The 19691-nt window shown below is 64.1% G+C and carries 17 protein-coding genes; 1 reads left to right on the top strand and 16 read right to left on the bottom strand.

Going from position 1 to position 19691, the window contains the following annotated elements; genetic code table 11:
• Nucleotides 1-2: 2 nt before the first annotated feature.
• The 12 genes from DA1_RS04380 to DA1_RS04325 form a co-directional block, all read right to left on the bottom strand.
• A complete protein-coding gene (locus DA1_RS04380; RefSeq protein WP_012203268.1) occupies nucleotides 3-443 on the bottom strand; it encodes a DUF2147 domain-containing protein in 441 nt (146 codons plus the stop codon).
• A gap of 80 nt (nucleotides 444-523) precedes the next feature.
• Nucleotides 524-2329 carry an acyl-CoA dehydrogenase C-terminal domain-containing protein gene (locus tag DA1_RS04375; RefSeq protein ID WP_012203267.1) on the bottom strand — a complete coding sequence of 602 codons (1806 nt, stop codon included), beginning with the start codon at nucleotides 2327-2329 and terminating at the stop codon, nucleotides 524-526.
• A 62-nt stretch (nucleotides 2330-2391) separates the two neighbouring features.
• Entirely contained in the window at nucleotides 2392-3099 is a 708-nt protein-coding gene (locus tag DA1_RS04370; protein ID WP_034390315.1) for a TetR/AcrR family transcriptional regulator, read from the bottom strand.
• A 998-nt stretch (nucleotides 3100-4097) separates the two neighbouring features.
• Complete coding sequence (locus tag DA1_RS04365; RefSeq protein WP_034390312.1) at nucleotides 4098-4778, bottom strand: hypothetical protein; 681 nt, start codon at nucleotides 4776-4778, stop codon at nucleotides 4098-4100.
• Nucleotides 4778-5677, bottom strand: coding sequence for a hypothetical protein (locus DA1_RS04360; RefSeq protein ID WP_051940528.1), 900 nt, complete (start codon nucleotides 5675-5677; stop codon nucleotides 4778-4780). Before DA1_RS04360 ends, DA1_RS04365 begins: the two co-directional genes overlap by 1 nt.
• A 25-nt stretch (nucleotides 5678-5702) precedes the next feature.
• Nucleotides 5703-6410, bottom strand: coding sequence for a collagen-like protein (locus DA1_RS31470; RefSeq protein ID WP_080736793.1), 708 nt, complete (start codon nucleotides 6408-6410; stop codon nucleotides 5703-5705).
• Nucleotides 6410-11401, bottom strand: a complete 4992-nt coding sequence (locus tag DA1_RS04350; RefSeq protein WP_034390307.1) for a tape measure protein — start codon at nucleotides 11399-11401, stop codon at nucleotides 6410-6412. The genes DA1_RS31470 and DA1_RS04350 overlap by 1 nt, the downstream gene beginning before the upstream one ends.
• A 70-nt stretch (nucleotides 11402-11471) precedes the next feature.
• Nucleotides 11472-11762, bottom strand: a complete 291-nt coding sequence (locus DA1_RS04345; protein ID WP_034390306.1) for a DUF1799 domain-containing protein — start codon at nucleotides 11760-11762, stop codon at nucleotides 11472-11474.
• A gap of 29 nt (nucleotides 11763-11791) precedes the next feature.
• Nucleotides 11792-12247 carry a hypothetical protein gene (locus DA1_RS04340; RefSeq protein ID WP_034390304.1) on the bottom strand — a complete coding sequence of 152 codons (456 nt, stop codon included), beginning with the start codon at nucleotides 12245-12247 and terminating at the stop codon, nucleotides 11792-11794.
• A 43-nt stretch (nucleotides 12248-12290) separates the two neighbouring features.
• Nucleotides 12291-13217 (bottom strand): phage tail tube protein, encoded by a 927-nt coding sequence (locus DA1_RS04335; RefSeq protein ID WP_034390302.1) that lies wholly within the window; start codon nucleotides 13215-13217, stop codon nucleotides 12291-12293.
• Between the two features lie 130 nt (nucleotides 13218-13347).
• Nucleotides 13348-13833 (bottom strand): hypothetical protein, encoded by a 486-nt coding sequence (locus DA1_RS04330; RefSeq protein WP_034390301.1) that lies wholly within the window; start codon nucleotides 13831-13833, stop codon nucleotides 13348-13350.
• A gap of 440 nt (nucleotides 13834-14273) precedes the next feature.
• Nucleotides 14274-14888 (bottom strand): S24 family peptidase, encoded by a 615-nt coding sequence (locus tag DA1_RS04325; protein ID WP_013804208.1) that lies wholly within the window; start codon nucleotides 14886-14888, stop codon nucleotides 14274-14276.
• A gap of 146 nt (nucleotides 14889-15034) precedes the next feature.
• Here DA1_RS04325 and DA1_RS04320 point away from each other — a divergent pair, with 146 nt between their 5' ends.
• Nucleotides 15035-15547 (top strand): Mor transcription activator family protein, encoded by a 513-nt coding sequence (locus DA1_RS04320; RefSeq protein WP_062794101.1) that lies wholly within the window; start codon nucleotides 15035-15037, stop codon nucleotides 15545-15547.
• Between the two features lie 103 nt (nucleotides 15548-15650).
• Here DA1_RS04320 and slmA read toward each other — a convergent pair whose 3' ends face one another.
• The 4 genes from slmA to argB all read right to left on the bottom strand — a co-directional run bounded on the left by slmA (nucleotide 15651) and on the right by argB (nucleotide 19685).
• Entirely contained in the window at nucleotides 15651-16346 is a 696-nt protein-coding gene (gene slmA, locus DA1_RS04315; RefSeq protein WP_012203254.1) for a nucleoid occlusion factor SlmA, read from the bottom strand.
• An 82-nt stretch (nucleotides 16347-16428) separates the two neighbouring features.
• Nucleotides 16429-17916, bottom strand: coding sequence for a sensor histidine kinase (locus tag DA1_RS04310; RefSeq protein WP_034390299.1), 1488 nt, complete (start codon nucleotides 17914-17916; stop codon nucleotides 16429-16431).
• 37 nt (nucleotides 17917-17953) lie between these two features.
• On the bottom strand, nucleotides 17954-18673 hold the full coding sequence (locus tag DA1_RS04305) for a response regulator transcription factor (RefSeq protein WP_012203252.1): 720 nt from the start codon (nucleotides 18671-18673) through the stop codon (nucleotides 17954-17956).
• A 121-nt stretch (nucleotides 18674-18794) separates the two neighbouring features.
• Nucleotides 18795-19685, bottom strand: a complete 891-nt coding sequence (gene argB, locus DA1_RS04300; RefSeq protein ID WP_012203251.1) for an acetylglutamate kinase — start codon at nucleotides 19683-19685, stop codon at nucleotides 18795-18797.
• Nucleotides 19686-19691: the final 6 nt, after the last annotated feature.

The raw sequence follows: 19691 nt of genomic DNA, 5'->3' as shown, positions 1-19691 counted from the left end.
GTTTACTGCACGCGCACCCAGGTCTGGGTGCGGCCGAAGGGGCCGATGGAGCCGCGCACCTCGAGCTTGGCGCCGCCTTCGATGGGCGTCAGGCGCAGCGTGTAGGTCTTGCCGTTTTCGGGGTCGAGGATCTTGCCGCCTTCCCAGACGTCCTTGCCCTCGGCCTTCTTGGCGCCGCGGATGATCTCCAGCCCCTTGAGCGGCTGGCCCTTGCGGTCGTCCGAGCATTCGGTGCAGGTGGCGGCCGGATCGGCGCCCTTTCGCAGGATCTGCTCGATGCGGCCCGTGACCACGCCGTCGTTCTCGGCCACGCGGATCTCGGACTTGGCCTCGCCGCTCTTGTCGTCGACGCTCTTCCACAGGCCCACGGGCGTCATCTGCGCCTGCGCTGCGGCAGCCGTGAGGCCCAGGACCATTGCTGCCAGTGCTTGATATGCCTTCATTTCAAACCCCTTTCGCCTAGAAAGGCGCGCAGGCCACGCTGATGCGCACAGCCCGCGCTCCCATGTTGGAGTGAAGCCGTTCAGGCCAGCGCTGCGTCCGTGTCCATCAGCGACTTGCTGCCTGCGCGGGCCGTGCGCATGAGCGTGGCGGTCTCGGGCAGCAGCTTGGCGAAGTAGAAGCGCGCGGTCTGCAGCTTGGCCTGGTAGAACGGGTCGGTATTGCCCTTGGCGATTTCGCGCAATGCCACCTGGGCCATGCGGGCGAAGAAGTAGCCGAACACCAGGTGGCCCGCCACACGCAGGTAGTCCACGGACGCGGCACCCACCTCGTCGGGGTTTTGCATGCCCTTGAAGCCGATCTCGGTGGTGAACTTGGTCATCTGGTCGCCCAGGTAGGCGATGGGGTTGATGAACTCGGCCATCTTCTCGTTGACGCCCTCTTCCTCCACCAGTTGCGCCACCAGCTTGCCGAACTTCTTGAGCGATGCGCCCTGGTTGCCCAGCACCTTGCGGCCCAGCAGGTCCAGCGCCTGAATGCCGTTCGTGCCTTCATAGATCATGTTGATGCGCGCATCGCGCACGAACTGCTCCATGCCCCATTCGGTGATGAAGCCATGGCCGCCATAGACCTGCTGGCTCATGGTGGTGGCCGTCCAGCCGTTGTCGGTGATGAAGGCCTTGACGATGGGCGTCAGCAGCGCCACCAGCTCGGCACTGTCCTTGCGCACCTTCTCGTCGGGGTGGTTGAACTCCTTGTCGATCAGGAAGGCGCAGTAGGTGACCAGCGCACGGCCGCCTTCGGCATAGGCCTTGGCCGTCAGCAGCATGCGGCGCACGTCGGGGTGGACGATGATGGGATCGGCCGGCTTGTCCTTGGCCTTGGTGCCCGACAGGCTGCGCATCTGCAGGCGGTCCTTGGCATAGGCCAGGGCGTTCTGGTAGGCCACCTCGGTCAGGCCCAGCGACTGGTTGCCCACGCCCAGGCGGGCGGCATTCATCATCACGAACATGGCCTGCAGACCCTTGTTCGGCTGGCCCACCAGGGTGCCGATGGCGCCGTCGATATTGATCTGTGCCGTGGCATTGCCATGGATGCCCATCTTGTGCTCCAGCGCACCGCAGAAGATGGGGTTGCGCTCGCCCAGCGAACCATCTGCCTTGACCACGAACTTGGGCACCACGAACAGGCTGATGCCCTTGGAGCCTACCGGCGCATCGGGCAGTCTGGCCAGCACCAGGTGGACGATGTTGTCGGTGAAATCGTGCTCGCCCGCGCTGATGAAGATCTTGTTGCCGGTGATCTTGTAGGTGCCCTCGGGCGCGCCGGCCACGGGCTCGGCCTTGGTGCGCAGCAGGCCCAGGTCGGTGCCGCAATGGGGCTCGGTCAGGCACATGGTGCCGGTCCACTCGCCGCTGGTCAGCTTGGGCAAGTACAGCTTCTTTTGCTCTTCCGTGCCGTGCACATGCAGGGCTTCATAGGCGCCGTGCGACAGGCCCGGGTACATGGTCCAGGCCTGGTTGGCGCTGTTGAGCATCTCGTACACCGCCGAGTTCACCGCAAAGGGCAGGCCCTGGCCGCCGTAGGCCGTATCGCAGGACAGCGAAGGCCAGCCGCCTTCCACATACTTCTGGTAGGCCTCCTTGAAGCCCTTGGGCGTGGTGACCTCGTGGGTTTCCTTGTTCAGCACGCAGCCCTCTGCATCGCCGCTGATGTTCAGCGGAAACGTCACGTTGGCCGCGAACTTGCCCGCCTCTTCGAGCACGGCATTGATGGTGTCGGCATCGACCTCGGCATGCGCCGTCATCTGCTGGTAGTCGTCCGTGACCTTGAACACCTCGTGCATGAGGAATTGCATGTCGCGCAGGGGCGGGTTGTAGCTGGGCATTTGTCTTCTCCTGTGTTGGCGGGGTTTGCAGTGGATGCGGTGGAAACGGTGAAACTGAAAAATCAGGTCGGGCTGGCGTAGCGCGCCAGAATGCTCTCGAAGCCGTCGATGGCGCGCTGCATCGAGCCTTCATTGCGCAGGAAGCGCGCCTCGTAATGCAGGGCCAGGATCAGGCCGTGGATCTCGAACAGCAGCTGGTTCTCGTCCAGGTCGGCACGCAGGTCGCCGCTTTCGCGGCACTGCACGATGGTGCGGCGCATGGCTGCGTGCCAAGTCTGGACCGAGGCCGTCAGCGCATCGCGCACCGGCCCCGTGCGGTCGTCAAACTCCACGGCGCCGCTGATATAGATGCAGCCCGAGTCCAGCTCGATCGACGTGCGCTTCATCCAGTTGTCGAACAGCGCCCGCAGACGCGCCACGCCGCGCGGCGCCTGAAGCGCGGGAAAGAACACTTCCTGCTCGAAACGGTCGTGGTACTCATGCACCACGGAAATCTGCAGCTCCTCGCGCGAGCCAAAATGCGCGAACACGCCCGACTTGCTCATGCCCGTCAGCTCGGCCAGAGCGCCGATGGACAGGCCCTCAAGCCCGATGTGCGTGGCCAGGTTGAGGGCAGCCTCCACAATGGTGGCCTTGGTCTGCTGCCCCTTGTGCAGCGCGCGGCGCGGCGCGGGCGCAGCGGCTTCGTGCACGGAAGAGCCCGCCTTGGGATCGGCCGTGGCGTCAGCGGTCAAACGGGTGGTGCGGCGTGGGGCGGAAACGCTGGACATGCGAAATTCTTGTTAAAACGAACGTTCGTGCTATTTTGCATGGAAAGCTTGTCGCGGCGAAGACATGCGGGGGAAAACACCTAGCCAGCGGGCAGGCGCAAAAAAGCCGGCAGGAGCCGGCTTGGTTGTATGTCACGCCTCAGGACAAGTCCCACGGCAAATATCTTGAAGCCCTTGAAGCGCAGGAATTGACCATGGTTTCGGTCACTTCCCAGACCCGACTGTCCTCGAAGTGGACAGAGACCTCGGCAATGGAGGCCAGCACCACGCGCTCGCAGCCATCGCACAACCGGAGGGGCAGTCGGAAGCCGCCCTCCTTCGCCAAGACCTGCGCGCCTGCCGGCAGTTCGGCAGTTCGGCAGTTCGGCAGTTCGGCAGTTCGGCAGTTCGGCAGTTCGGCAGTTCGGCAGATAGGACCAGCGTGGCACCCACAGGCACCGTCGAATCGGTGAAGTGGGTGTATTCACAAAGCCTCACGATCTACTGTGAAGCTGGTGATGATGATCTCGGGTTCTTCGGTGCAGTCTCAAAGACCCCGAACCCGATAACATCCAAACGCTATACCGTTCAATCTCATGATATGCCTGACGAATGATTATATGCGGCAGTTCAATGTTTTCAAAGGCCTGCCGCATCAGATATCCAATGCCATTTATTCCAATATGCACGCTTTAATTCATTAGCATACCTTGTTAACCAAACTCGATAACCTCCCACGAGATAGCGGGACCAAACATGCCACCTGGACTCGACCGTATAGCGTATATCTCCAAGGTTGTCGCATTTAGAAGCCGTGCCGAAATTGTTGTTTCCCATCCCTCTGCACCACTGCTGTACTGAGTCAATATATTTACTAATGTCTTTGCTGGATTAACAGCAGAAATAGGCACCTTTATTGTGTAATTTGCATAAGCACCAGACTGCGATTCTGTAACCCCTCGCTGAACACCTTTGACCACACTCCCACCCCCAAAAAGCTGAGAAAAATTCGGCATTTCTTACACCCATCCTTTCGCTGAGCCGGAATACACAAGCGAGCCGGCTGCCCGCAGAACATCGAGAGTCATCACGCCGCTCGCTCCGCGAATGAGGGCGCCGTTGGGATGGATGGCCACGGCCATCGAATCGGACAGATCCGTGATCTGGACCACATCGCTCAGTGCCGGCGCTGCCGGCAAAGTGAGCGTGAGTGCCGCTTCGATCACGTAATGCATGCGTGTCTGCGCCAGCGTATCGGAGCTGATGCGTTGGATGGGGGCCGACATGGGCGCCCCCATCACCCACCAGTTGGCGGCGTCGGAGCTGGGGTCATTGCCACCGCTGCCGGCAAGCTTGCGGCGGTAGTTGAGGCCATTGGCCGGACTCCAGACCACGGCGCCCTCCGCATAGGCTGTACCCGCAGTCCATTTCACGGCACCAGCGGCTGCCGCAGCAGCTATGGCGCTTTGCGCGGCGGCGGCCTCGGACTGCGAGGCACCGCGCGCAGCGCCCTCGGCTGATCCGGCTCGCTCCTCCACATGCAAGGCGTTGGTGTAGGTCGCATCGTTCGTGGCGTTGATTTGCTGGCGATGCGATTCGAGCTGCCCCAGCAGGGCATCGGCATGCGCGTCGAAATCGGGATCTCCGACATAGGGAGCGACGGGAAGTTGTGCAATCAGAGGTGGTTTGACAATAGGCATTACATGGACTCCAAATCAATCTGGCTGTACGAGTCTTTCGCGTTGTTGAGGTCGATGGGAAAACGCCGGTAAGGGCCGAAGATCGACGCGGCTTCGGCATATCCATCGGTGGTGTCGTCATCCAGTGCAGCCCACAGTGCCGGGGCCGCATCCAGTTCCCTGCGCAGGCGCAGTGCGGTATCGACGTTGTCCTTGGGGATGCGGACCTTGACCGAGAGCGTGGGAACGCTACGCACAGGCTGCAACTTGATGCCGCCGTACTTGTCGCGATCGACCACCGAGAAATTCAGCGCGTCATTGCGCGGCGCCCATTCCGCATCGCCAATCCAGCTCTTCATGCCTAGTGCCGCATGCTCCACACGTACCGGGCGGCCACCTGCACGCACCAGCGTGACCACGATTTCCGCTCCGGTGAATGGAGGCAGGTCCGATATCAGAACCGTGGGAATCAGCGGAAATTCGCCAAAGAAATAGCCTGACCAAGTGCGCGTGGCGCGCGCGTTCAGCTTGCGCTCGCGTTGGGCGACGACGACGCCCGCGGACTTGACCTGCATCACCACCTTGTCGGCCTGTACCCCCCGCATGAACAGGGTGTCGAAGCGCTTGCCTGGGCGCAGGGTGAAGCTCAACGTCGCAGGGGCTTCGGTGGCATCGTTCGTGAGATGGCGGAACATGGCCCAGCGATTGCTGGGACGCAGGGGCATCCAGCGCCTGGAGTCCTGCTCGGGAGGCGTCGCATCGACTCCCGCAATGCTGTTCTCATAGCGCATCTGCGTCTCCAGCCGCAGAACCTGCGCGCCACGTTCATAGTGGGTTGTTGGCGACCACACTTTCTCGCCTGCAGAGGCATCCACCTCCGGAACACTGCAGTCGATCAGGCCAGTCGCCGTGATGGGCATGGGGGGGACAACTATCATGGTTTCCTCAAACGATGTTCCACCAGATGTTGGTGCCGTCCTTCCAGACGCACACCAGCCGAAAGCCACCCACGGCCACGTCGCAGACGAGATGGCTGTCGTGGCCATGGATGTAGGTGCCCGACTCCTGCCGGGCAACAGTGAACTGCGCGGACGCAGGCCAGGTGAGGTGAAGATTCGTGAACTCGACGAAATCGCCGAGCGCAACTTCGCTCTTCTTGGGCAGATGCATGGTGATCGCGCCGCCACCCGTCCAGATGGCATAGCGCCCCCCGAGCTGAAGCACGCCACCATTGGCCTCGCGCAGATAGCCGGCTCTTGCCAATTCGCGACCCCACGCCAGGGTTGGAATGGCCACCGGGCCCTGGGGTCCGGGAACGCCGGCATCTCCCTTGGCACCTGCCGTGCCCGGTAGACCTTGGGGTCCTGTTGCTCCCTGCGGCCCCTGCAGTCCCTGAGCACCCACATCCCCCTTGGGCCCGGCAGGTCCCTGAAGTCCTTGCTGCCCCTGCAGGCCTTGCACGCCGGCCTCGCCTTGAGGACCTGTCGCCCCACGCGGACCTGTTGCTCCCGCAGCGCCCGGATCACCCTTCGGTCCCTGCGGGCCGGCGATGGCCGCCGCAGCGATGGCATACGTGCGGCCCGTCCGGCGCAGCAGTGTCAGGTCGCCCGGCATCAACGATGCCGCCTGCTCGAGTTGATCGATCGTTGGCATCAGAGCTCCAATACGGCGCTGCCGCCAGCCGATTGCATGGCCACGCCGCCACGCGTTACACGCAACAGCACCTCGGCCGTATCGCGCACATGCTGTTTGATGTCCTGCAAGGCAGGATCCTGCTGTTCGATAGCGCGAATCAGGCGCTCGATGGCCAAAAGCAAGGGAGTGCCAGCAGCATCCGCACCACCGATCAGCGCCTGTCCCAGTTGGCTCTGGTTCCAAAGGCGCGCGGGTCCGGTGGCTTCGATCTCCCAACCACTTTCACCCACCATGCGCAAGCCACCACCGTGCAGGCCACCTTTCGCGAAGGCCGGAATGCCAGCGCCTTCGAACCACCTGCGCCAATCGGATTCATAAAGACCGGAAAGCTCCGCCAGATCTGCGGCGGTCAGCTTGTTGTCCTTGATCCATTGGTTCAGTCCGCTGGCGTCCCCGGTTCCGTCGAAGGCGTGATAGCCATCGTTGTACTTGTCCAGATGCGCTACACGATCCTTGTCAGTGACTGGCTCATACCAGGTGCCACCCGAACCATCCGTGCGTGCACGGCGGTAACGCGCATCCTGGCCCGCTCCAGGCGAAGGCGCCCCCCCAGGCCCCAGTACGGCCACATCGCCTCCCCCAGGGCCGGACTTTCCGCCGCTCTTCTCCGCCAGCAGCTTTGCCTGGAAATCACGCACCGCTTCATCGACGCTGCGCACGCTGATGTCTATGCCACGAGCAGCGTCCAGTTGCTGCTTGGAGGAAAGGATCAGTTCATCCAACCGCGCCAAGGAAGTCTCTTCGGCCGCCAATTGCTGTTCGGCCACTGACAACTGCTCCTGCCCCTTCTCACCGAGTTGTTCCAGATCTGCGGCCAGCGCTCGCCTTGCCCGCTCCTCATCGATACGACTGGCGTAGGCCGTGCGCGAAAGGCCATCGCGCGCCGCAGTGATGGCTTCGTCAAGTGCTTTTTGCTCTGGCAGGTAGCCGGTATTGCGGACAGCCGAGACTGCATCCTGGATGAACCGTCCGGCCAACGATGCATCCATTGCGGCAACCGTATCGACCTCACCCCAGAGATCACGTGCGGCACCGCGCGCCAGGTCCACCACGCCACGTGCAAGCTCGACCTGCTCGCGGGCGGCATCCAGACGCGCCTGAGCCAGGGTGCGCTCCGCATCGACGGAACGCTGCAGCAGGCTCCACGCCGCATCCGTATCGGCCTCGTTCTTCTTCTTCGCCTCTTGCGCCTGCTCCTCCTGCTTGCGCTTGGCTTCCTCGGCCTGTTTGGCCGAAGCCGCCGCAGCATCCTCGGATGTCTTGGTAACGGCCTTGAACGTGTCGTTGAGCTTGAGCAGCTCGGCAGCGGTCTCGGCCGAAGACTTGCCGGTGCCGCCGATATTGCCGATCAGCTTGTCCATACCGGCAGTGAAGTCGGCCAGCGACGTGCTGGTGTTCGCCAGGTTCTCGAGATCGGCCGCGAGTTTTCCGATATCGCCCGAACCTTCTCCCAGGGTGGTGCTGGCCCAGTCCTTGAAAGCGCCAGTCTTGGCCATGTCCTTGAGGCCTTGCGTGCCCTGGACCTTGGAGATGGCGTCCTTCAATACCTTGGCATTTGCCTCCTCGGAGTTGGCTGCCTTGAGCTTGTCCTCCACCAGCTTGCGGAACCGGGCCTGGGCGTCGTCGGCATCCAGGTCGATGTCCACGCCCAGGTCCTTGAGCTTGCTGCCCACCTCGCGCTTGGCGATGGTCTTACGCTCATCCTCGCTGTAGAAGTTCTGGTAGAAGCTGCCCGCGTTGGCATTCAGCGCCTCGATGCCGCCCGAAGCCTTGATCAGGGACTCGAAGGCCAGGTCGGTCAGGTCGGCAAAGCCCGTGATCTTCTTGCCCAGTTCCTCGAAGGAGCGGCCGATCAGGTCGATGGTCTGGAAGGCGGCCTGCAACGCCTCGACATTGGGTGCTTCGCCCAGCGAGTCCAGCGTGGTGCGCATCCAGCTGGGCAGGTCCGCCTTCTTGAGTTCGGACACCAGCAGGGAACCGGTCTGGCCCAGGAAGGCCTTGTAGGCCTCTTCCGGGTTGTTGCCCAGCGAGCGGTTTTCGAAGCCGGCCAGGATCATGCCGGTCGTCTTGTCGATGATCTTGGCGTAGCCGTAGGCGTCCTCGTCGCTGTACCGGCCGTTGACGGCAAAGCCGCCGACCAGGTCGATGCCGCGCGCGCTACCCGTCGCGTATTTGCTGAGGGACCCATAGACCGAGGCCAGGCCGTCCAGGCTGGTCTTGAGCTGCTTTTCGACGGCATCGCTGTGGCGCTGCGTCAGATCGTCATACCAGTCTCCGGCCGCACGGCCGAACAGCTGTTCGGCGGCCTTGTCGTTGCCGACGCCAGCGGTGCTGTAGGCGGCGCCGCCGTGGTTGGGGCCGCGGGAGCCGAAGGCCTTGTCCAGAGCTCCACCCAGAAAGCTGCCGACCATCGTTCCGATTCCGGGAAGAATCCACGTCCCCACGGCTTGGCCGACAGCTGCGCCATATTGCCCCTGAGACAGGCTATAGAGACTTCCCAAATAGCCTGCGGCAGACCCCAGCCCACCTTTAAATCCAGGGATGTCTTTCAACCAAGAGTCAAACCTACCCACGGTCCGGCTCAGGTCAAGCATCGCTCCACCGGCCTTGTCCCAGCCGTTCACGACGAGTTTGAATGCGGAGTCACTGAGGAACTCTTGAGCTGAGCTACCCCAGGTTGACCAGTCCGTCAGTCCCCCCCCCAAGCCCGCATCTGTCGAGCCACTAGGTCCAGAAGTTCCCGGAGCCCCTGTTTTACCGAAGAGGTTGCCGATGAATCCTTGCAACTGAGCAATCACAGGAACAAGGAATGGCCGTGCGAACGCCTTGTACATCTCGTCGGCGACCGTGGCCTTGAACGTCGCGCTCAGGTTCTTGGTGAACGTGCGCCAGCCTTCCGTACCGTTGGCCAGCATGTCCGTGAAGCCCTTGCGGAACATCTCGTCCATCTGGTCAACGGACTTCTGGGTTTCCTGCATGCGGGTGCGCTCGGCGACATTGGCCTTGGCCTGGTTCGCAGCGGCCGTGGCATCTTCCTTGAGCTTCTGGGCGGCAGCGGCATCCGAGGGATTCTTGGCCGCGATGTCCTGCAGCTTTTTCTGGAGATCTATCTCGATCCTGTACTGCGCCAGGGCAATCTCCCGATCGCGCTGCGACATAGCGGCCAGGGACTGCTCGAACTGGGTCGCCTCGTTGGCCTCCTTCACGCTTTGCGCGTACTCGGCCACCATGCGTGCCGAGTCGTTATAGCCTTTGACCCTGGCGAGTTCGCGCGTGGCATCGGCCTCTTTGCCCACGGCCTCGGCGACGTCCTTCGAGCATCGGACGCTCTCTTGCTTGGCTGCGTTGTCTTGCAGTTCCGCGATGGTCTTTTCGACCTGCTCCTGCCGCAGCTGTCCCAACGCATCGCCAGTCAGACCGATCGCGAGGGTCTCCTGCCGGGCGAGGTCCAGGTTCTTTTCTGCCAGTTCGGCCTTGGTCTGGTGTTCCTTGACGAGCTGCGCCACCTCCTGCTGCCTTTTCTGCAGTTCCTGATCGCGCTTGAGCTCCTCATTGTCCTGCTGCGTTCTGGCTGGCACGGCCGGTGGCGCGTAGCTGACGGTGCGGGGTACCGCAGGCGGCTCTTTCTTCTGCGCAGGCGCGTCGGTTTTCTTGCTTTGCTCCTGCGGCTGTGGCTGTCCCACCAGCGGCGGGTTGATGAACCCGCGGCCGCCGCCTGCATTGCGCTGACCCTGTGCCGCCATCAATTCGCGCTGCACCTGCTGCAATTTTTCGACCAGGCGCTGGGCATCGTCATGGGCCGTGCGCACCCACACATTGCGCGATGTCGCTGCCCCCTTGGCCTGCAGCATCTCCAATTCAGCCCTGGCGCGCGGAAGCTCCTTGGCCAGATAGGCTGCCTTTTCCGCATTCGACTGGAAGGCCGTGCTGACATATTGCAAGCCCACCGCGCGCCCGGCGATGTTTCCCAGCCCGCTGCTGATCTGGCCCAGGAAGCCCGACCCGTTGTCACGCGCGCGCGACATGGACTCCGAAAAGGCGTTCATGTCGTTGGCCGCTGTGTTCATGCCAAAGGAGATCATCTGGCTAATGCCGGAATCTCCCACGGCGGACTTGAGCTTGTCCCAGGCGTTGGCCATGCGTTGGGTGCCGGCATCCAGCCTGTCCGCCGCCTTGTCCGTCCCCTCTCCCAGGGAGCTTTGCAGCGCCTGCGAGAAACGGGGTAGAAAGTCCTGCGTCACGACCTCGCCGGTCTGCAGCATCTGGGAGAACCGCTCCTGTGTCACACCCAGTGCCTGAGCGCCGACCAGCGCCGCATCCGGGATATGTCCCAGTTTGTCGCTGAAGTCCGACGCGCCTATCGTCCCCTTGCCCATCAGGTCGAGTACGGCTGCCAACGAGGCATTGCCCTGCTCCACGGAAAGGCCCATGGCCGCGTTGGCCGAGGCAATCCCCGTGAAGATGGTCTGCACCTGCGCACCTTCCAGCGCCGTACCACGCGCCTTGGTGGCGAAGTCGGCGTAGGCCTGGCCGGTGGCATTGAGCTGCAGGCCCAGCCGATCGGCCAGGGCCGTGACATAGGCCAGTTCCTGCGCGCCCTTGCCGCCGGTGGCAAGGTCCAGCCGCGTACGCAGATTCTCTGTCTGGGCACTGGCCGTGTAGAGGGCCTCTCCCACCTTGGCCGCCGAACCCGCCACCTCCAGCAGGGCATTGGCGCGGCCGGCAATCTTGCCCATGGAAGTAGACAGGCTCTCGATATCGACGCTGGCACGCGCCGACACAAGTGCCGTGTCCGTTGAGGCACCTGCGAACTGCGACATGCCGGCATACGCCTGCTGCAGCTTGCCGTGGAGTTTGTCGAGCTCCTGGGAGAACTGGGCATTCTGCGCACGCAGCTCGCTCAGGCTGGGCGTCTCGGCGATGCCTATGCTTTTGACCGCTGTACTCATGCTGATCTCTGTTCGGTATGCTTGACCGCTTGTGTTTGTCTTGAAAGGCCGGAGCCGAGGCCCCTATGCCTCAGCCCCGGTTGAGCTGGCGCAGCGCCTGCGCCTCCAGTACCTGCAACTGCGCGAAGACCTCGCCGCGCTGCGCGGCGGGCACCGCGTAGCGGCGCATCACGATCTCGGCCCCGGCGTAGTCCAGCCCGTCCCAGTGCCAATGGCCCCAGGGCGTGGCCGTCCTGCGCCACTGGGTGGAGCAGCCGAGGTACACGCTCCAGGCCATCGCATGCTCCGGCCACAGTTCGTAGTCCTCGGGGTGCTGGCGTTGCAGATCGCCGGGCACCATCCGGTCGGGGTCGATCCCCATCTGCGCGCACTGGGCGCGCAGCTCGTCGTCTACGAGATAGCGGTCTGCGCCGTCGAGGCCGAGGTGATGCCGGACAGCGCCACGGAGTTTTTTGTGGCGGCATCCCGCTGGTGCACGTTGAGTCCGTCGAACCAGGCCACGGCCATGGCCTGCTCCAGTCCCGGGTAGGACTCCTCGGCCGCCAGGCGCTCGTCGCGGCTGTAGGGCACAGGTGTTCCTTCGTCGCCCAGCATCCCCTCCCAGCCCACAACCACTTCGTCGAGCAGTTCAGGGATGGTCATGCGCCGTACCTCCTGCGAGCCATCGGGCTGCGTGGCGGGCTTGCCGACGACGATGAGTTCATTGATCTCGTCACGCCGCGCCTTGCCCAGGCGCTTGAACACGACGGCAAAGTGATGGGCTCCGAACCTGCCCTCATCGACGGGCAGGTACAGCGTTGCGGGAACGGAGATGGTGGGCTTGAGCCCGGAAATCTTGACGGCCATGGTGATCCTTGGATGTGTAGTTGTCAGGCAGGGAGGTGAGGCGTCAGATCTCGATGGACCACTCGTCGTTGCCCGCGTCGGAGGGAATGAACGACAGGGGGATGGTGATCATCTGCACGCCATCGCTGTCGCTGTAGGTCGGCTTGCCGATCTGGGCGCGCGCGCTCTTGAAACTGACGGTGTTGGTGGCGCCCGGGCCGTGCTTGAGCGTGACGGGCACGATGGCGCTGGCACGCGCCAGGCCGATCCAGTCCTTGGTGGCCACGCTGGTGTTCTCGAAGGTGACGCTGCCCGTGGACTTGCGGTCCGTGATTTCCACGGTGTCCACGTTCATCAGATCGCGCTTGACCACCTGGTTGCCGCACTTGAAGCTGAAGGCGCTGCAGGCCACCGCCAGGCCGTCGAGGGTCAGTTGGGTGTTGGTCTTGTTGACGCCCAGGGGAGCGACGAAGTCGCTGTAGTCCACAGCCGGCAGGGCCTCATCCACTGCGGGGACAAAGGAGCCCGTGAACTCGAACTTCCACTTGGGAATGGCCTTGGCATCGGTGCTGAACTCCACCTCGCCGCGTGCGCCATGCATCTTGTAGAGGGTGCCGTCCACGTTGCCGTAGATGGTCACGCTCTGGATGCCGTCGGTCACGGGAGCGAAGACCGTCTTCACGCCAGTCTCGGTGCTGGCGCTGGCGGCACACGCACGCAACAGGTCGGTCACGCCGGGACGCTCGCCTGCCGCGGCCACACCCGCGAATTCCACGGAGAACGCCACCTTCTGGTATTCGGTGACCAGGGTGCTGCCGCTGGAGCCGAAGAAGGGACGGATGTTGTTGCGCTCGACCACGTCGCCCTCGATGGGGGTGAGGGTCACGTCGCTGACCAGCATGGCATTGGCCGCCAGCGGTACGACGGCCGTGCCGACAACGGTTTCAACCAGGGCCAGGAGGGCCATCTTGCGCATGATCTTTGCTGCCATTTGGAAAATCCTTTGAAGAGATGAGGAGAGGTTTCGCGGCCTTGGGCGCCGTTCTCCAGCGCCGCGGGCCACAGTGGTTGCGGGAAAGGTGCGAGGTGTCCGGTCTAGGCCCGGTTTGGTGGTGTGCAGGTCACAGGTAGCTCCAGGTTCTGAGTTGCAGGACAACGGAGTGGCAACGCACTCCCGCGAAATCCACAGGCTCGGCTCGCACGACCTGCACGCCATCGGTGCTGTCGTCGCTGCCTGCCAGGGGACCGGGCTGGCACGCGCCGCCCAGGGTCGGATCGGCTCGCACCAGGGCGCGGAACTGCTCGACCAGGTCGTCCAGCAGCAGTTCGCCGGCCTGGGTGTCGGCGATGGCCAGGTAGCCATGCAGCGTCCACTGGTGCACGCTCACCGTGCGGGCCGTGCTGCTGCCGTGCTCGGCCGTGCTGCTTCTGCGCAGCCACCAACCGCGGACATGGGCCGTGCCTGCTGCAGGCGGCGTGTACGTGAACAGGGCGGCCAGCTCTGCATCGCTGGCGGCATGGCGTTCGCGGTCCTGCACAACGCCGATCTGCGGCACCGAGGCCAGGACGGACACGATGGCGTTGCGATGCTGGGCCAGTGCATTCATGAGCGCAGCACCGGAAAGGCCGCCGCCACGCTCGCCGCAGCCTCGGCCACGATGGGCCGCAGATGAGCGGCAAAGAGCAGGAACAGTTGTGCGATGGCGTACATGGGTCACTCCGTGGGGGACGCAGAAAAAGATGCGTCGTTGCGATGGAGTGACTGTGCCGAGGCAGGCAAAAATGAATAAGGCCTGCATATGCAGGCCCGATTTCAGCGTCCACAGGAGCGCGCCTTCTCAGGCGCAGCGGATCTGGATGCCAGGCACATGTGCCTTGGCCCGACACACCCCAACGGCCAGGCAAGCGCAAACGTCCTGCCGCTCGGGCAGGCACGGACGCACGAAAGAGGAGGACGAGAAAGGCTGGGAGAAGACGGAAGCGCGCAAGCTGGCCTCAGGCCTGCGGCAAAGTCTTTGGAGCGATGCTGGGCGGCGCGGCCCGGGGGCTAGAGTTCTCCGCCGTGCCAGAGGACCCGGCCGCAGATGCGCAGCCGGTTGGCCGCTTCGCCTTCCAGAACCTGGGGCGGATAGGCGGGGTTGTAGCTGACGATACGCACACCGCCCGTGCTGAAGTCGCGCTCCAGCAGCTTGACGTAGTTCTCACCCTCCAGCTCGATCACATAGACACCATCCTGGGTCAGCGTATCGACCGAGGTGTTGACCAGCAGGATGTCGCCATCGTTGATGCGGTCCGCCATGGATCTTCCACGGGCACGCACGATCTTGGCGTTGTGCCTGCCCAGTCCTTTGGACTGCAGCCAGGACGAACGGAAGGCGAAGCGACCTATCACCTCGTCGGGGCCGTTGACGGCCCCATGCCCTGCGCTGACGTGCGCATCGAGCATCTCGATCTGCGTGAACTCGTCCTCGGCCGCCCCACCATGCCGGGCCCCAGGCTTCGCTGCACCCGTGCCGTTGAAATACTCCAGCGGCCGGCCCGCTCGCTGCGAGGCCCGCAGCAGTTGCCGTGCTGGCACTTCCCCGCGCTTGCGCCAGGTCCGCACCGTTTCAGGCTGAACCTCCATGCCCGCCATCCAGTCGGGTCCCAAGGCTTCAGCCATGCGCGCCAGTACCTCATCAACGTTGGATGTAAGCGCATCAGTCACAGGTTTTGCAGGCATGGCGAATCTTGACATTGGTTCGTTATGGACCAAGAATATGGTTCAAATTGAACCGTTTCCTTTTGAACCAAGAGCGTACAGCCAAAATGCATTCCGAACACCATCCGGCACCTGTCTTCCAGGGCTTTCGGCCTGCTGCCCTGCCCCCCACCATCGGCATGCACACGCCCGTGGCAGCTGCCTCGGACCCGCATCATGGCACTTGCAGCGATCTGCTTCCGCCCCTGCTGCAGGACTTCGAGCGCCTGATCGGGCTGCAGTCCACGATGGCCCTGGTGCAACGCTGGGGTGGACTGCGCATCTACATTCCCACACCGGACAAGGTCACAGCCGAGCATCCCTATGCGGCCACCATCGGCGTGCCAGCCTTGCTCCAGCTCGCCCGTGAGTATGGCGGCCTGCCCCACTTCCAGCTGCCCAGGGCAGCGCGTGCACTGCAGGCACTGCGCAACCAGCGCATCGCTGCAGACTACGCCACGGACAAAACGGCCCGGCAACTGGCTGCCGAGCATGGGATTACGGAAGGCCAGGTGGGGCGCATCGTTGCGGCGCTGGGCGTGACAGCACCGGCCAGGCGACGGCGCAATCTCGTGGGCTGAGCACAGCCACCGCGACGAAGCAAGGCCCTGGTCGCAAAAAAAGCCACCGGCGCAAGCGGGTGGCTTTGCTGCAAAGCGGACCCTGGGGTCCGCTGGGCCATGTTCAGACCATCAAGGCCAGGCTGGCTTCCAGATGCTCGGTCGGCAGGCGGCGGAAACCCGAGCGCGCGTAGCGCTGCAGGCGGCCCAGCGCGAACGATGTCAGCACGCTGGCGGCCACCTGTGCATCGACCGTCGGGGCGGAAGAGCCCAGCGCACCGGCGGCGGGGCGCAGGCACTGGCGCAGCGTGGATTCGATGCGGTCGAAGAACTGGTTCATACGGGCCTGCAGGCGCTCGTGCTCGAAGACGATAGCATCGCCCACCATGACGCGCACCATGCCGGGGTTGCGCTCGCCGAACTGCAACACCAGGGAGATCACGCGGCTGGCCTGGCGCATTCCATCCACTGCGGGCCGCTCTTCCTCCGGCACGTCCCGCCCGACGATCTGCTGCACGAGCGTGAAGACGGATTGCTCGATGAACTCGATCAGTCCTTCGAACATCTGGGCCTTGCTGGCGAAGTGGCGGTACAGGGCTGCCTCGCTGACGCCCAGATGGGCTGCCAGCGCTGCCGTGGTGATGCGTTCTGCGCCCGGCTTCTCCAGCATGGCCGCAAGCGCCTGCAGGATCTGCTCGCGCCGCTCCCCGGGTTTGGGGCGTTTGCGCGCAGGCGTAGGGGCGGAAGCGGAGGCGGCTTCGTCGGAAACGACATCAGCGCCAGGAGCGGATAAAGGCGACAGGACTTCAGACTCGGACATAAGCAGATCAACTATTTGTAAGTAATTCTCTCACAGCCCTCGGCGGCAACTCCGCACAAAGCTGTCCCCATGAGCGCAACCGTCAGGATCGCTTGCCTGTTGCTTGCGCTGCTATTGTTTCCGAGAGCATGGCCGGCATTTGCAATGGAAGCTCCAAGCGTACCAGCAGGCCCTTGCCTTGCGCTGCGGCGCCAAAGGCCAGAGTGCCCTGGTGCAGCAGGGCGATTTCTTCGGCAATGGCCAATCCCAGCCCGGTGCCGTCACCGGCCGCGCCCTGCGCGCGGTAAAAGCGCTGCGTGATCTGCGAGCGCTCGGCCTCGGGCACGCCGGGGCCGTCGTCCTCGATCTCCAGGAAGGCCCAGCCTTGCGGCTCATCCGCAGACTGTGCCGCGCCATGGTACATGCCGCAGCGCAGCGTGACGCTGCCGCCGGGCGGCGTGTACTTGATGGCGTTGTCCACGAGGTTGGAAACCAGTTCGCGCAGCAGCCAGCTGTGGCCCCAGACACTGGCGGCCGCCACGTCAAGGCCGAAGTCCAGCCCCTTGGCGCTGGCCTGGTCGAAAAACATTTCCAGCATGCTTTCGCACAGGTCCTTGAGGTCCACCTTCTGCAGCGGCTGGACTTCGGCATTGCGGGCGTCGGCACGTGACAGCGCCAGCAACTGGCGGGCCAGCTGCGAGGTGCGCCGCGTGGCGTCGCGCAACTGCTCGATCTGCGTCACGCTGAGCACCACCTGGGCCTCGGTGCCCTTGCGCCTCGCCTCGGCCTGGGCAGCCTGCGCGCTCAGTGCCCAGGCCTCGACCTGGGCCTGCAAGGCCGCCAGCGGCGTGCGCAGTTGATGGGCCGCATCGGCCACAAAGCGCCGCTGGCCTTCGGCCTGGGCGTTGACCAGTGCAAACAATCGGTTGAGCGAGCGCACCAGCGGACGGACTTCGGCCGGCGAGCTGTGCTCCGAGATGGGACTGAGGTCGCGCGGCGAGCGCCGTTCCACCGCCTGGGTCAGGGTCAGAAGCGGCCGGAAAGCCCGGCTGACCGACCAGTAGATGGCGATGCCGGCACCCGCAATCAGCAGCACGCTGGGCAGCAGCACATGCAGCAGCAACTGGCGCACCCATTGCTGGCGCACATCGCCACCGTCGGCCAGCACTAGCACCATTTCACCGGCACCATAGGTCTCGGCGCGCATGACGGCCACGCGGTAGGTCAGGCCGTCATGCTCCTGGCTGTGGAACTCGGCCAGCGGCGTGGAAGGCACGTCGAAGCGGATCCAGGTATCGCCGGCAACGACATGGCCCTGCAGGTCACCTATGGCATATCCGACGTCGTCGCCGCGCTGGCGCAAGACGTCCTCGATGGCGGGCGTCAGCGCCACCAGGGGCGGCGTTCCCTCGGCGATCGACGGCGCCAGCACCGAATCGGCCAGCGCAGGCAGCAGGCGCAGAAGGCGCTGGTCATGCTGGGTGGAGGCCTCGTCTGCCGAGCGATAGCCGAACCAGCCGCCCATCAGTGCCAGCAGCGTCAGCGGCACCACCAGCAGCACCAGCAGGCGAAGGCGCAGATTGGCTGTCATGGGCGGTCAGCGCCTGGGGCCATGCGCCATGTCCGCATCAGGCTGCGGTATGCGAGAGTTCCAGCCGATAGCCGAAGCCTCGGATGGAACGAAGCGCCACGCCATGCGGCTCCAGCTTGCTGCGCAGGCGAGAGACATAGACCTCGACCGCATTGGGCGTGATCTCGCGGTCCCAGCCCGTGAGCGCCTGCAGCAGCTTGTCCTTGCTGGCGGGCTTGGGCGCGTGGATCAGCAGGTATTCCAGCACGGTCCATTCGCGCGGACCCAGGTCGATGGGCAGCAGTTTTCCCTCGCTCTCATCGTCTTGCGCAGGCTGGCGTGCGCCGGCGCGGCGGCCTGCCGTGTCCAGCTCGATGGGGCCAAAGCTCAGGACGGCCGATGTGGCTGCCTGCGAGCGGCGCAGCAGCGCACGCAGCCGGGCGAGCAGCTCAGGAAGCTCGAAGGGCTTGACCATGTAGTCGTCGGCGCCCTGATCCAGGCCCTGCACGCGGTCCTGCAGCGCATCGCGCGCCGTCAGGATCAGCACGGGCATGGCCGAGCTCTCCACCGCGCTGCTGCGCAGGCGGCGCGTGAGCTCCAGCCCATCGATACCGGGCAGGCCGATGTCGATCACGGCCAGGTCGAAGGCTTCCTGGGCCAGCACCTCCAGGGCGCGCTCGGCACTGCCGACCCAGTCCACGGCATAGCCCGCATCGGACAGCCCCAGCTTGATGCCGCTGGCCACCATCACATCGTCTTCCACAAGAAGCAAACGCATATCAAACCTAAAAAACAAAAGCCGCCCAAAGGCGGCTTGCAGCAAACCGGCCCAGGCCGTCAGACCACGCCCGGGCCATGCGCGATGGTAACGCGAACCGCAAAGTCCGCGCCATCGGGCCTCAATGGCTGCGGATCATGGTGCCGTAGGCCTGGTCGGTCAGGATTTCCAGCAGCATGGCATGCGGCACGCGGCCGTCGATGATGTGCACGGCGTTGACTCCCGCCTTGGCGGCATCCAGGGCGCCGCTGATCTTGGGCAGCATGCCGCCCGAGATGGTGCCGTCGGCGAACAGGGCGTCGATCTCGCGTGCCGTGAGGTCGGTCAGCAGGCTGCCGGCCTTGTCCAGCACGCCGGGAGTGTTGGTCAGCAGCACCAGCTTTTCGGCCTGCAGCACGGTGGCCAGCTTGCTGGCGACCACGTCGGCGTTGATGTTGTAGCTCTCGTTTTCCTCGCCAAAGCCGATGGGGCTGATCACGGGGATGAAGGCGTCATCCTGCAGCGCGCGTACCACGCTGGGGTCGATGGAGACGATGTCGCCCACCTGGCCCACGTCGTACTCGATGTTCGGATCCTTGTTGTCGACCATCTTGAGCTTGCGTGCGCGGATCAGGCCACCATCGCGCCCTGTCAGGCCCACGGCCTTGCCACCGGCCTGGTGGATCAGGCCCACGATGTCCTGCTGCACCTCGCCGGCCAGCACCCATTCCACGACTTCCATGGTTTCCGCGTCGGTCACGCGCATGCCCTGGATGAACTCGCCCTTCTTGCCCAGGCGGTTGAGAGCCGTCTCGATTTGCGGCCCGCCGCCATGCACCACCACCGGATTCATGCCCACCAACTTCAGCAGCACCACGTCTTCCGCGAAGTCGGCCTGCAGGGCCGGATCGGTCATGGCGTTGCCGCCATACTTGATGACCATGGTCTTGCCATGGAACTTGCGGATATAGGGCAGGGCCTGGGCGAGGATTTCGGCCTTGTCGCGGGGGGCAATCGAGAGGATATCGTTCATGGTGCT

It is taken from the genome of Delftia acidovorans NBRC 14950 (genome assembly GCF_001598795.1).
Classification (GTDB): Bacteria; Pseudomonadota; Gammaproteobacteria; order Burkholderiales; family Burkholderiaceae_C; genus Comamonas; species Comamonas acidovorans.
This window is presented reverse-complemented; position numbering and strand designations above follow the sequence as displayed.